Annotated in this window: 4 protein-coding genes; all 4 read right to left on the bottom strand. The window is 71.0% G+C overall.

Annotation, left to right across the window (positions count from 1 at the left end; all coding sequences use genetic code 11):
* Entirely contained in the window at window positions 1-264 is a 264-nt protein-coding gene (locus ABZ953_RS37650) for a DUF3253 domain-containing protein (RefSeq protein WP_361733738.1), read from the bottom strand.
* 63 nt (window positions 265-327) lie between these two features.
* Window positions 328-3,168, bottom strand: coding sequence for an AAA family ATPase (locus tag ABZ953_RS37645; RefSeq protein WP_361733727.1), 2,841 nt, complete (start codon window positions 3,166-3,168; stop codon window positions 328-330).
* Entirely contained in the window at window positions 3,165-8,396 is a 5,232-nt protein-coding gene (locus ABZ953_RS37640; RefSeq protein ID WP_361733725.1) for a type I polyketide synthase, read from the bottom strand. The genes ABZ953_RS37645 and ABZ953_RS37640 overlap by 4 nt, the downstream gene beginning before the upstream one ends.
* A gap of 17 nt (window positions 8,397-8,413) precedes the next feature.
* Window positions 8,414-13,762: an SDR family NAD(P)-dependent oxidoreductase gene (locus ABZ953_RS37635; protein ID WP_361733723.1), complete on the bottom strand. Its 5,349-nt coding sequence runs from the start codon at window positions 13,760-13,762 to the stop codon at window positions 8,414-8,416.
* Between the last annotated feature and the right edge of the window lie 162 nt (window positions 13,763-13,924).

Below are 13,924 nucleotides of genomic sequence, written 5' to 3'. Positions count from 1 at the left end.
TCAGCGGGCCGTACGGATACGGATCGGACCGCGGGCCTCTGCCGGGTCGACGGGGCGGCCGGACTGGGTGATTTCCACCTCGCCGGACGTGACCAGGCGCCGGGCCGCGCGGCGGGCCGGTTCCATGAGATCGCGCCAGCCGTCGTCGTCTCCGTCGTACACCGCCCGCGCGGCGTCCGACGGGCAGATCGTCGCGGTCGGACCACGACGCTCCAACAGTTCCAGAATGGCTCGTTCCAAGCGCTGGTCCATGTGCCGGCCCATGTGCCCATCGGTGTGCGTCACCGCGTCAGTGTCGCACCGGACCTCCGGTACACCGCGGATTCGTCAGTCCAAGGCCGCCTGCAAGTCCGGCCGCTTGACGTCGAGCTTGCGGTAGATCCGGGTCAGGTGCTGTTCCACGGTGCTGACCGTGACGCACAGCTTCCGCGAGATCTCGCGGTTGGTGAACCCGTCGGCGGCCAGCTCCGCCACCCGGCGTTCCGCGCCGGTCAGCTCGGCGTCCGGGTCGGGGGTGACGGGCTGCTGTTCCGCGGTCTCGGGGACGGTGCCGGGGGCGGGCTCGCTGCCCCAGCGCCGGGCCAGGAGCTGCGCTTTGCGGGCCAGCAGCCGAGCCCGCTCCGCCTCGCCGCCCTCGCGTACGGCGACACTCTGGTCGGCGACGGCGCGCGCCAGCTCGAAGGGGTCGCCGCTCTCCCGGAGCACCGCCACGGCCTCGTCGAGGAGCTCCACCCGTACGGAGGCGGGGGACGTGGCCGCCCGCAGGCGCAGCGCCATCCCTCGCGTGCGTCCGCCCTGCGGGGCGGGCAGCACGAGCTGCGCGTCGACGAGCTGGCGGGCCAGCAGCGATTCGCCGAGCGCCAGGTACGCTTCGGCGGCGCCGAGGCGCCAGGCCTCCAGCGCGGGCAGGTCCACGCCCCAGCTGCTCATCCGCGTCCCGCAGGCGTAGAAGTCGCACAGCGCCGCGTAGTGGCAGCCGGTGGCGAGGTGGTAGCGGCCCCGCGCCGCCAGGTAGTGCAGTCCGGGGCGGGCCTGGAAGACCGACTGCGGTACGGGCCTCTCCAGCAGGGCCGCCGCTCCGTCCACGTCGCCCAGAGCCGACTTGGCCTGTACGGCGGCGGCCAGGGGCAGGCCGATCGCGGCGCCCCAGCCCTTGGGCCCGAGCAGGGCGAGCGCGGTTGCGGCGCGGCCCTCCGCCGCCGCGGGGTCGCCCTGCCTCAGGTGGATCAGGGCGCGCCACGCGTGGAACAGCGCCTGCCAGGTGGGGCTGTTGCATTCGGCCGCCTGGGCGGGGAGCCCGTCGCACCAGGCGGCCGCCCGGTGCGGCCGGTCCCGGTAGGTGAGTGCGGCCAGGGCTGCGGACTGGACGGCGACCGTGCGGGGGCCGAGGCGGTAGCGGTTCAGGGCGCGCTCGGCGGCGTCGACGGCATCGTGTTCGCCGCCGTGCAGCAGCTCGTTCATGAGCGTGCCGGAGCCCTGCAGTTCGGGGGTGGCCGCGGGCGGCGCGGAACGCTGTGAGGACAGGACGCCCGAGCCCAGGCGCTCCTTGACATGCCCGGGGTAGAGGTAGGCGCCCCAGAGCCACGGGGTGTCGAGGTCCGCGGCATTGACCGACGGCGCGCCGCCCGGGTTCGGGCCGGTGAGCGCGTCCATGGCGGCCAAGCCCTCTTCCACCCGGCCGTGCCAGAGGAGGTGGGTGGGCAGGGGTGGGGTGGTGATGGGTGCGGGGAGCTCGGAAGCGGCGGTGGGGGTGGAGGTGGGTGCGGGCAGGTGGCGGAGGACTTTTGCCGGGTCCAGGCGCCATTCCGCGTCGGCGAGCGCGCCGACGATCACTGCCAGCTGCTCGGCGCTCCGGCACCGTTGATGGGCGGCACGCAGGTAGCCCACGCCCGTCTCCACTTGGTCCTCGTCGAGGGCGAGTTGGGCGGCCTCCTGGAAGACGGGCACTGCCCAGGGCGTGTCCGAACGGTCGGCGGCCACTAGGTGCGCGGCGACCTCGGTGGCCGGAGCGCCCTCCTCGTGGAGGAGTGCGGCCACTCGTCCGTGCAGCGCGCCGCGCTCTTCGGGCGGCGTTCCGTCCAGGACCGCCGCTGCGAAGGATGGGTGGCACAGACGCCCGTCGTGCAGCACTTCCGCGGCGGTCAGCTGGTGCTTGGCCCGAGCGAGGGACACGGCGTCGACCTTGGCGTTGGTGTTGGTGTTGGCGTTGGTGTTGGTGTTGGTGTTGATGTTGGCGTTGGCGTCCAGAAGCCGTTCGACCAGGGCCGGGCCCGCGGCATGCTCTCCCAGGGCTGCGACGGCGCGCGCCACCAGGGTGACCGGCGCCTCGTGCCGGTACAGGAAGCTGAGCACCGCGCGCCCGTACGCTTCCCCGGGGCCGCCCGCCGTGCGGTGGTCGTCGGCCAGCGCCTGGACGAGGTGCGGGTGGCCCGCGCTCATGGCGTGGACGGCGGGCGTGAGGTCCTGGGCCGTTCGCTCGTCCAGATGCCGGGCGAGCACGGCTTCCACTCCTGCCTTCGACAGGGGTTCCAGGTGGATCCGCCGCAACACCGGTTCGTGCAGGAGCTCGCTTGCGAGCAGGGCGTTCCCCGCCTTCTGCCGGGCGTACTCGGTGAACACCAGGTGCAGGCGCGCCGACCGCAGCCGACGGGCCACGTACAGCAGGCACTGCAGCGAGGCCGCGTCGGCGTGGTGCGCGTCGTCGACGGCGACCACGACGGGACGCTCGTCCAGCAGACCGCGCAGCATTCCGTACAGCCCTCGGAGGACGGGGGCAGGCGCGGCAGGTACCGGGCCACCTTCTGTGCCCCTGTAGCCGTGCGCACCATGAGAGGCGTGCGCACCATAGGAGGCGTGCGCACCATAGGCGTCCCCATCGCCGATCCACGCCAGCACGCGTTCGGCCTGCGCGGCGGGCAGGCCGGGGCTGTCCAGCAGCTGTTCCAGGACGCCCAGCCGCAGGTCGCGCTCGGCTCGGCAGGCGGTGGCGGTCAGCACCAGGGCTTCGGCGCCGAGGCGGTCCGTCCAGGCGCGCAGCAACGCGGTCTTCCCCGTGCCCACCGCGCCGCTGAGCACCACCAAGCTGCCGCGGGCGTCCGGGGAACCGTCGAACGCGCTCCGCAGGGCCGCCAGTTCCCCGGCCCGTTCCACCAGCTTCACCAGCTTCACCGCGTGCCCCACTCGCGGTCGATCAACGCGAACATGTCGTCGGCGCTCGCCGCCGTCAGGTCCTGCCCCTCACCCTGCGTGTCCTGCTCTGCGGGACCGGCCGCCCCGACGGCGGCGTCGGGCTGCTTCCACAGCAGGGCCTGCAGGCGCCGGATCAGACCCTTGCGGCGCGGATCGTCCACCGCGAGTCCGGCGAGGGCGGCCTCCAGGTCGTCCAGGTGGGCGGCGACCGGAAGCTCTCCCGCACCGCCGTCGGGCAGGACCCTCGCCAACAGGTGTTCCGCGAGGGCGCGGGGCGTCGGATAGTCGTAGACCATCGTGGCGGGCAGGCGGAGCCCGGTGGCGGCACGCAGCCGGTTGCGCAGCTCCACGACCACAAGGGAATCGAAGCCGAGGTCCTTGAACGCCTTCTCCGCTTCCACCTCCTGGCCCGGTTCGTACCGGAGGACCGCGGCCACCTGCTTGCGCACGACCTCCAGGAGCACGGCTGTCCGCTCACGCACGGGGAGGGCAGTCAGTTCACGGCGTAGCGCCGCCGCGTTCTCCGACCCCTCGGCGGTGTCCGATGCGGCGTCGAGGACCCGTACGGCCGCGGGGACTCCGTCGAGCAGCCGGGCCGGGCGGGCCAGTGTGAACAGCGGCGCGAACCGTTCCCACTCGATGTCGGCGACCAACGTGTGTCCCTTGCCGCCGCCGAGCGCCGCATGCAGGGCGTCGAGCGCCAACTTCGGTTCCAGCGGGGGAAGTCCCTGCCGACGGGACAGCCCGGCGGCGCTGCGCGCCGACTCCCCGTCGTCCGGCAGATCCCAGATGCCCCAGCCCACGGAGACCGTACGAGGGCCCTCGGCGCCGGGCTGTCGCGTCAGTGCGAGTGCGTCGAGGTAGGCGTTGGCTGCGGCGTACGCGCCGTGCTCCCTGCTGCCGAGGGTCGCTGCTACGGAGGAGAAATACAGGATGGTGTCGACCGTTCCGGTTCCGGTGCCGGTGCCAGTACCCGTCTCCGCCTCAGCCTCCGCCTCCGCCTCCGTTGGTTGCGGTGCTGGGATCGTCAATTGGCCCAGCTTCACGGCGACGGAGGCCGCCTCGCCGAGTTCCTCGGGTGTGACCTCCGTCAGCGGGGCGAGCCGGCCGGGCAGGGACGTGTGAATGACGGTCCGTATCGGTATGTCGTCCGTCAGCTCGGCGAGCGCCCGCGATACCGCTCCCCGGCCATCTCCCGGGCTGCCCTCGATGATCGTCAACGCGGCCCCGTACTGGGCTGCTTCAGCCGCGAGTTCGCCGTCCCGCCGACTGTCTTCGGGGCTCGTGTCCAGGAGTACGACGTGTTCGGCGCCGGACGCGGCGAGCCACCGTACGACCTGGTCCGCCAGGTGGCCGACGCCCCCCGTGACCAGGACTGCACCGTGCGGCCGCCAGTCGCCCGCGGCCTCCTCACCGGTGGCCGCATCGGACACCAGGCGACGGCCGAGGACCCCGCCCCGCCGCAGTGCGACCTGATCCTCGCCGCTGTCGCCGCACAGCACCGCGTACAGCGCGCCCCCATCGAGTGCGTCCGGGTCGGCGGGCAGGTCCAGCAAGCCACCCCAGAGCTCCGGGTGCTCCAGGGCAGCGACCCGGCCGAGGCCCCACACCGGGGCCTGCGACGGGGCGACGACCGGATCGGTGTCGCCGCACGAGACGGCGCCGCGGGTCGCACACCACAGGGGCGCTGCCAGGCCCGCGTCCAGCAGGCCCTGCACCAGTGTCAAGGTGTCCGCCAGGCCGCGCCCCGGGGCTTCGCCGTTCCGGCCGGGCGCCTTTGGCCCCTCGTCTAGGGCCAGCAGGGACAGCACTCCGGCGAGCGGTACGTCGTCCGGGAGGCCGGACTGCCGAGTCCGGAGCAGGTCCGCCAGATCCGCCCGCCCGGCGCCCGGGCCGACCTCCATGAGATCGACATGGGCACCGCCGTCCTCCAGCGCTCGGGCACACACCTGCGACCAGGCTCCGGACTCGGCTCCGGCTCCCGATCCTGCTCCTGCTCCGGCTCCGGCTCCGGTCGTGGGGGCCACGATCAACCAGGCGCCGGGGCCTGGCGCGCCTGTTACGTCCGTGGCGTCCGTCGCGTCCGTGTTGGAAGGTGCTGCCGTTGACGAGAGGTCCGTGCGCTGCCAGTCGACGCGGTACCTCCACCCGTCGACGATCGACCGTTCACGCCGCTCGCGCCGCCACGCCGACAGCGCCGGGAACACCGTCTTCAACGCGGACCGGTGCTCGTCGTCCTGGAGGCGCAGGGTGTCGCACAGCGCCTGCACGTCCGCCCCCTCGACGGCAGCCCAGAACCCGGCCGCCTCCTCGTCCGCCTGCGGAACGGCCGTCGGCGCCGCGATGTCCGCCAACCAGAAACGCCGCCCTTGGAAGGGGTAGGTGGGCAGGTCCACGGTGCGGGGCGCGGGATCGGCCGGGAAGTACGCCGACCAGTCCACCGCGATCCCCGCCGTGTGCAGGCGGCCCATGGCTTGTGCGAAGGCGACCTCGTCCGGCTGGGCGGAGTGGAGGGAGGCGGTGACGATCGGCTCCCGGACGTCGTCCTCGGCGTCGGCGTGAGTGCCGGTTTCGGTGTCGGTGTCGGTGTCGGTGTCGAGGGTGTGCTGGGCGGCGGTGGCCAGTACGGGGCCTGGGCCCAGTTCGATGAATGCCGATGCCTGCGGGGCCACTTGGGCGATGGCGGGCTGGAAGAGTACGGGTTGGCGCACATGCCGCACCCAGTACTCCGGGCACGCGATCTCCTCACCGGCCCGCTCACCCGAAACATTACTGATCAACGCAACCGACGGCCGCCGGAACTCCACCCCACCCAACACCTCAGCGAACTCCGCCAACATCGGCTCCATCAACACCGAATGAAACCCATGACTCACCGCCAACGCCTTCGTCCTACGACCCCGCTCCCGCCACCCCGCAGCAACCCGCTCCACCTCAACCAACGGACCCGAAATCACCGTCGAATCCGGCGTATTGACCGCCGCCACACTCACCGCGGAACCCACCAGCCCCACCGCCAGCTCCTCGGGCGTGGCCTGCACCGCACACATCCCACCACCCACAGGCAACCCACCCATCAACCGGGCACGCGCCCCCACCACCCGGCACGCATCCTCAAGCGAGAACACCCCCGCCACATACGCCGCCGCAATCTCCCCCACCGAATGCCCCACCACCACATCCGGCCGCACCCCCACCCACTCCCACAACCCGACCAAACCCACCTGCAACGCAAACAACCCCGCCTGCGCCCACATCGTCTGATCCAACCGCTCCTCGGGGCCCTGGAACACCGCCTCCTTCAGCTCACCAGGCGCAACCCCCAACGGCCCCTTCAACAACCCGCACACCTCATCGAACGCCCCCGCAAACACCGGGAAACGCTCATACAACCCCGCCCCCATACCCACCAACTGACTGCCCTGACCACTGAACAGCCAGACCACATCACCACCAGCACGCACAGACGAGGAAGGCGGCCCGACCAACGCCGAATGCGACTCACCCGCCGCCAACGCTTCCAGAGCAGCCACCGCCTCGGCCCGCTCAGCAGCCACCACCACGGCTCGGTGCTCATGCAGGGCTCGCGTCGTCAGCAGCGACCATCCGACCTCGACGGGGTCGTCCAACTCGACATCGGAAGCTACACGTTCAGCCAGCGCACCGGCTTGGGCCCGCAGCGCTTCATGGCCGCGCGCGGAGACCACCCACGGCACCGCCCGCGCCTCCCTCTCCTCTGTGTCGACGCCCGCGTTCGCGCTCGCATCGGCATCGGCATCGGCATCGGCATCGGCATCCGAGGGTGCGGGGGCCTGTTCCACGATCAGGTGGGCGTTGGTGCCGCTGATGCCGAAGGAGGAGACACCCGCCCGGCGCGGGCGGTCGCTGGGGGGCCACGGCACGGGGTCGGTGAGCAGCCGCACTCCCCCGTCCTCCCAGTCCACATGCGGCGTGGGCCGGTCGATGTGCAGGGAGGCCGGGAGCTGGCCGTGGCGCATCGCCATGACCATCTTGATGACACCGGCCACACCTGCGGCGGCCTGCGTGTGGCCGATGTTCGACTTCACGGAACCGAGCCACAGCGGCCGGTCGGCCGGTCGTTCCTTCCCGTATGTTGCGAGGAGCGCGTTACCCTCGATCGGGTCGCCGAGCGTGGTCCCCGTGCCGTGCGCCTCCACGGCGTCGACGGCGTCCGGGGTGACGCGAGCATTGGCCAGGGCCTGGCGGATCACTCGTTCCTGGGCCACGTCGTTGGGGGCGGTCAGGCCGTTGCTCGCGCCGTCCTGGTTGACGGCTGATCCCCGTACTACGCCGAGCACTTGATGTCCGTTGCGGCGTGCGTCGGAGAGACGTTCCAGGAGGATCAGGCCGACGCCCTCGGAGAAGCCGGTGCCGTCGGCGGCCTCGGCGAACGGCTTGCACCGGCCGTCCGGGGCCAGGCCGCGCTGACGGGAGAACTCCACGAAGGCAGTGGGCGTCGACAGTACGGTCACGCCGCCCGCCAGAGCCAGGTTGCAGTCGCCCTGCCGCAGGGCCTGGCACGCCAGGTGGATCGCCACGAGCGACGCCGAACAGGCCGTGTCCAGCGTCACCGCCGGGCCTTCCAGGCCGAAGGTGTAGGCGATGCGACCGGAGATGACGCTGGACAGGGTGCCCGTGGTGGCATACCCCTCGACCTCCGGCGGCACCTGTCCGCCCGACATGTGATCCTGGCTCGACACACCCGCGTACACACCTGTGAGCGTGTCCTTGAGCATGGCCGGGTCGATCCCCGCCCGCTCGAACAGCTCCCAGGACACTTCGAGGAGCACCCGCTGCTGCGGGTCCGCGGCAAGCGCCTCGCGCGGATTGACGCCGAAGAAGTCGGCGTCGAAGCGTGCCGCGTCCCGCAGGAACCCGGCCTCCCGCACGTAGGTCGTGCCCGGGTGGTCGGGGTCGGGGTGGTAGAGGCCGCCCAGGTCCCAGCCGCGGTCGGTGGGGAACTCCTCGATGGCGTCGCCGCCCGAGGCGACCAGGTCCCACAGCTGTTCCGGTGACGTGACACCGCCCGGGTACCGGCAGGCCATCGCCACGATGGCCACCGGTTCCCGCTGCCGCTCCTCCATATCGCGCAGGCGCTGACGGGTCTGCCCGAGATCCGCCGTCACTCGCTTCAGATAGTGGCGAAGCTTGTCCTCCGTACCCGGTGTGTCGTGCGTACCCGGCATGTCTTCTCCACTCCTGATCAAGAAGGCAGTTCTCGGTCGATCAGCTCGAAGAGTTCGTCGTCCGACGCGGACTCGAGGTCTCCGTTCTCGCCCGCGTCACCGTCACCGTCACCGTTCCCGTCGGCGGCGCCCGCCCCGCGCGCACCGGTCGCGGCGTCGTCCAGGCGCCACAGCAGGTTCTGCAAACGTGCCGCAAGGCGGCCACGCGTGTTCTCGTCGTGCGCGTGCCCCGTGATCGCCGTCTCCAGCTTGTCCAGCTCGCCGAAGAGCGGTGCGGCCGGATCGGCTCCGGCGGGGCAGAGCTGTGTGCGCAGCTCGGCGGCGATGGCTGACGGGGTGGGGTGCCGGAAGATGAACGTGGCGGGCAGGCGCAGGCCGGTGGCGGCCGAGAGGCGGTTGCGCAGTTCGACCGCGGTGAGCGAGTCGAAGCCGAGGTCCTGGAAGGGGGCGTCGGCGCGCACGGCGTCGGTGCCGGTGTGCCCCAGGACCGCCGCCGCGTGTGTCCGTACCAGTTCGAGCAGGGTGCGGTGCTGTTCGTCCACGGTCAGCGCGGACAGCTTCCCCGCCCAGTCGATGTCCTGTCGGACGGTGGAGGCCGTCGGCCGTGCGGAGGCCCGGCTCCCGGCGAACGCGCGGAGGAGGGCGGGCAGGGACGAGGCGGGCCGGCCCGCCAGGATGCGGGTGTCGAGGTCGGCGGCGACCAGGTGGGCCCGGCCGTGGTGGCGTGCGGTGTCCAACAGTGCCAGGCCGTGTTCGTTGGTCATGGCCTTGACGCCGATGCGGCTCATCCGGGCGATGTCGGTGTTGCTGAGTCCGCCGGACATGCCGCCCTGTCCGCGACTACCGTCCGGGTCACTCCCCGGGGCCCTCCCCGAGTCGCTCCCCGGGGCGCCTGTCCGGTCGTGCGATGCCTCCCACAGCCCCCAGCCGACGGACAGACCCGCCAGCCCCTCCGACCGGCGACGCTGCATCAACGCATCGCAATACGCGTTCGCAGCAGCGTAGTTGGCCTGCCCCGGACTGCCGAGCGTCGCGGCGGCCGAGGAGAACACGACGAACAGCCCCAACCGCATCCCACGCGTCGCCTCGTGCAGGTTCTCCGCGGCACCAGCCTTGGCCGCCCACACCCGCGCCAGCCCCTCCGACGTCTGCGCGGTCACCACCGCATCCTCCAGCACACCCGCCGCATGCACGACACCCGTCAACGGATGTGAGGGATCGGTCTTGCCCACCAACTCCGCCACCGCCGCCGCATCACCGACATCGGCCGCAACGATGCTGACCTCGGCGCCCAACGCGCTCAGCCTGTCCGCCAAATCGGCGCCGCCCGGCGCCTCGGGACCGCTTCGGCTGGCCAGCAGCAGATGCCGTACACCCCACTCCCGCACCAGATGCTCAGCCACCACCTGCCCCAGCACACCGGTACCGCCAGTGACCAACACCGTGCCCTCAGGATCGAGGGCAGGCAAAATCTCCAACACCAGCTTGCCGGTGTGCCTCGCCTGACTCATGAACCGGAACGCTTCCCGTGCCTGGTCCAGCGGCCAAGAACGCACCGGCAACGGCTCGAGGTCACCGGAGGCGAACCTCTCGCCCAGCTCCCGCATCATGACCTCAATACGGTCGGGCCCCGCATCGGTGACGAGATCGTAGACGGTGTACGTGACGCCCGCGTACGCCGCGGCCACGGCCCCGGAGGTACGGAGATCGGTCTTGCCCATCTCCAAAAACCGACCACCCTCGCCGAGCAACCGCAAGGAAGCATCGATGAACTCACCCGTGAGGCTGTTGAGCACGACATCCACGCCGCACCCACCGGTGGCCTCCCGGATGACGTCCTCGAAACCCAGGTCACGGGAAGACGCCCGGTGGGCGGCATCGACCCCCATCTCCTCCAGTACGGAATGCTTGGCCGGACTCGCCGTGGCAAACACCTCAGCCCCGAGATACCGGGCAATCCGCACCGCCGCCATGCCCACACCACCCGTACCGGCATGGACCAACACCCGCTCACCCGCCCGAAGACCGGCCAACCCCACCAACCCGTACCAAGCCGTCAGATACGCAACGGGCATACCTGCCGCTTGCCGCATGTCCCAGCCCTGCGGGACCGGCGCCACCATACGTGTGTCGGCCACGGCCATGGGACCGAAGGAGCCGTGTAGGACGCCCATGACGTGGTCGCCGACCGACAGGCGGGTGACGTCGGGCCCCACCTCCGTCACGACACCGGCGCCTTCACCGCCCAGGCCGATCTGGCCCGGGACCATACCGAGGCTGACCAGGACGTCACGGAAGTTGATGCCTCCGGCGTGGATGTCGAGGCGCACCTGGCCGGGGGCGAGAGGTTCCTGGAGTTCCGGGCAGGCGACCGGGGCCACGCTCTCCAGTGTCTCGGCACTTCCCTTGTCCAGCCGCCAGGCACGCCCGTCGGGTACCGCGGCCAACGCGCCACCGGTCGCGCGGACGAGCCGGGGCACAAACACCTTTCCTTCGCGCAGGGCGAGTTGAGCTTCGCCGAGGTCCTCGATGGCCTCACGCAGTACGGCCTGCGGAAGGTCGCCGTTCTCCACAGCGTTGCAGCCGTCGACGTCGAGCAAGGCGAGCCGTTCCGGGTTCTCCGACTGGGCACTGCGGACCAGGCCCCACACCGCCGCTGCGGACGCATCCACCTCATCGGCCCCGTCGACGGCCACGGCTACGGCTCCACGCGTCACGAACAACAGACGGGACCGCGCCAGCTCCGGGGCCGCCAGGAACTCCTGCACCAGCGCCAACACCCGCTGCACAGCTGACAGACCCTCGTCGGCCGGGGCGTCGACGGAAGTGATGACGGGGGCGGTGACGGGGACGACGACGGCCCACGGGACTTCGCCACCGGCCCGCACCATGTCGACCAGCCCGGCGACACCGTCCGTCAGCCCGACCCAGCCGCTGCCATCCCCGTCACCTGCCCGTGCCTTCGTCCCTGCGTCGGTTTCTGCGTCGGTTTCTGCGTCGGTTCCCGCATCTGTTCCCGCATCCACCTGTGACGGCGGGAGCGGCGTCCAGTCCACCGCGAACAAACCCTCATCGCGCGCCTGTTGGCTTTGCAACTGCCCGATGTCGGCGGGGCGCATCGTCACCGAGGCGGCACTCAGAACGTTCACCCCGGTGCCATCGGTGACCAGTACCCGTACTTCCCGCTGAGCTTCGTCGTGCTCTCCGGGCGACAGACGCACCCGTACGGTGTCCGCGCCCGCGGCCCACAAGGAGACCTGATTCCAGGTGAACGGCAGCCAGATCTTGTCGTCACCCTGCGCCTCCCCGGGCCAGTCGAGCAGCAAGGCAGGGTGGAGGACGGCGTCCAGGAGGGTGGGGTGGATGCCGTATCCGTCGTGGGTTCCGGCGGCCTCGGGCAGCACCACCTCGGCCAGCAGATCGCGCCCGTCCCGCCATACGGCACGCAGGCCCTGGAACGCCGGACCGTACGCATATCCCGCATCCGCCACTCGCTCGTAGAAACCGGTGAGGTCGACGGGGGTGGCGCCTGCCGCGGGCCACACACCGGCCAGCCCCTCGCTCGTGGCGAGGGGAGCTTCGGGGGTGTCAGGGGTGCCGGGGGCTTCGGGGGCTTCGGGGGCGAGGACGCCGGTGGCGTGGCACACCCACACGTCATCCCCGGCCGCAGCATCGATGTCGGCATCCAGGCGGGTGTAAACCTCCACCCCACGACGCCCGTCCTCGCCCGCCTCATCCACCACCACCTGCACCCGCAGACCCGACGCCTCAGACACCACCACCGGCGCCCGCAACATCAACTCCTCCACCACCCCACAACCGACCTCATCACCCGCCCGCAACACCCACTCCACCAACGCAGCCCCCGGCACCAACACCACACCAGCCACCACGTGATCCACCAACCACGACACACCCGACCGCGACAAACGCCCCGTCAGCAGACACCCACCCCGACCCGCGAACTCCACCGCCACACCCAACAACGGATGCCCCGAAGCCACCAACCCCAGCCCCGCCACATCCCCACCACCGGCCCGCCCCGACAACCAGAACCGCTCCCGCTGAAACGCATACGTCGGCAGATCCACCACCCCCGGCGCCACCCCACCCGAGAACACCACCGACCAATCCACACCCACACCAGCCACATGCAGACGCCCCAACGCCTCCACAAACGCCAACTCCTCCCCCCGCCCACCAGCAAGCGAAGACACCAGCACCGGCTCAGCCCCAGCCGCCCCGGCCACGTCATCCAGGGTGTGCCGGGCAGCGGTGATCAACACAGGAGCAGGACCAAGCTCCACGAACACCCCAGCGTCCGACGCCACCTGGGCGATGGCAGGCTGGAACAGGACCGGCTGGCGCACATGCCGCACCCAGTACTCCGGGCACGCAATCTCCTCACCGGCCCGCTCACCCGAAACATTACTGATCAACGCAACCGACGGCCGCCGGAACTCCACCCCACCCAACACCTCAGCGAACTCCGCCAACATCGGCTCCATCAACACCGAATGAAACCCATGACTCACCGCCAACGCCTTCGTCCTACGACCCCTCCCCCGCCACCCCGCAGCAACCCGCTCCACCTCAACCAACGGACCCGAAATCACCGTCGAATCCGGCGTATTCACCGCCGCCACACTCACCGCGGAACCCACCAGCCCCACCGCCACCTCCTCCGGCGTGGCCTGCACCGCACACATCCCACCACCCACAGGCAACCCACCCATCAACCGGGCACGCACCCCCACCACCCGGCACGCATCCTCAAGCGAGAACACCCCCGCCACATACGCCGCCGCAACCTCCCCCACCGAATGCCCCACCACCACATCCGGCCGCACCCCCACCGACTCCCACAACCCGACCAAACCCACCTGCAACGCAAACAGCCCCGCCTGCGCCCACATCGTCTGATCCAACCGCTCCTCGGGGCCGTGAAACACCGCCTCCTTCAGCGAAGAGCCCAACTCCTCGTCCAACAATCCGCACACCTCATCGAACGCCCCCGCAAACACCGGGAAACGCTCATACAACCCCGCACCCATACCCACCAACTGACTGCCCTGGCCACTGAACAACCAGACCACATCACCGCTCGGGGTCGCCGCGTCCTCACGGGACTCGGTCAGGGCCGGGTGCGGCTCACCTGCGGCCAGCGCGTCGAGGCCCGCGAGGAGTTCGGGGCGGTCCCGACCTGCTATCACCGCGCGCTGCTCGAACAGGGAGCGCGAACGAAGCAGGGACCAGCCGACGTCCCGTACCGCCGTGGTCGGACCCGCCGTCACCGCACTGCTCAGGCGGCGTGCCTGGTCGCGCAGGGCCTGCGGGCTGCGCGCCGACAGCAGCCACGGAACCACCGCACCACCGTCACCCTCCCCGCCACCAACCGGGGAACCCACACCCACCAACTCGACTGTCGGTTCAGGGACATGCTCCAAAATCAGATGCGCATTCGTCCCCGAAGCACCAAACGACGACACCCCCGCACGACGCGGCCGCCCACCCACCTCCGGCCACAC

Origin of the sequence: Streptomyces sp. NPDC046465 (assembly GCF_040646035.1) — a bacterium.
Taxonomy (GTDB): Bacteria; Actinomycetota; Actinomycetes; order Streptomycetales; family Streptomycetaceae; genus Streptomyces.
The sequence above is the reverse complement of the archived record's forward strand: the minus strand, read 5'-3'. Positions and strand labels throughout refer to the sequence as shown.

Bases quoted from the DNA above. Each gene is read 5' to 3' on its own strand.
- ABZ953_RS37650 (WP_361733738.1), bottom strand. From the start codon at position 264: ATGGGCCGGCACATGGACCAGCGCTTGGAACGAGCCATTCTGGAACTG.
- ABZ953_RS37640 (WP_361733725.1), bottom strand. From the start codon at position 8,396: ATGCCGGGTACGCACGACACACCGGGTACGGAGGACAAGCTTCGCCAC.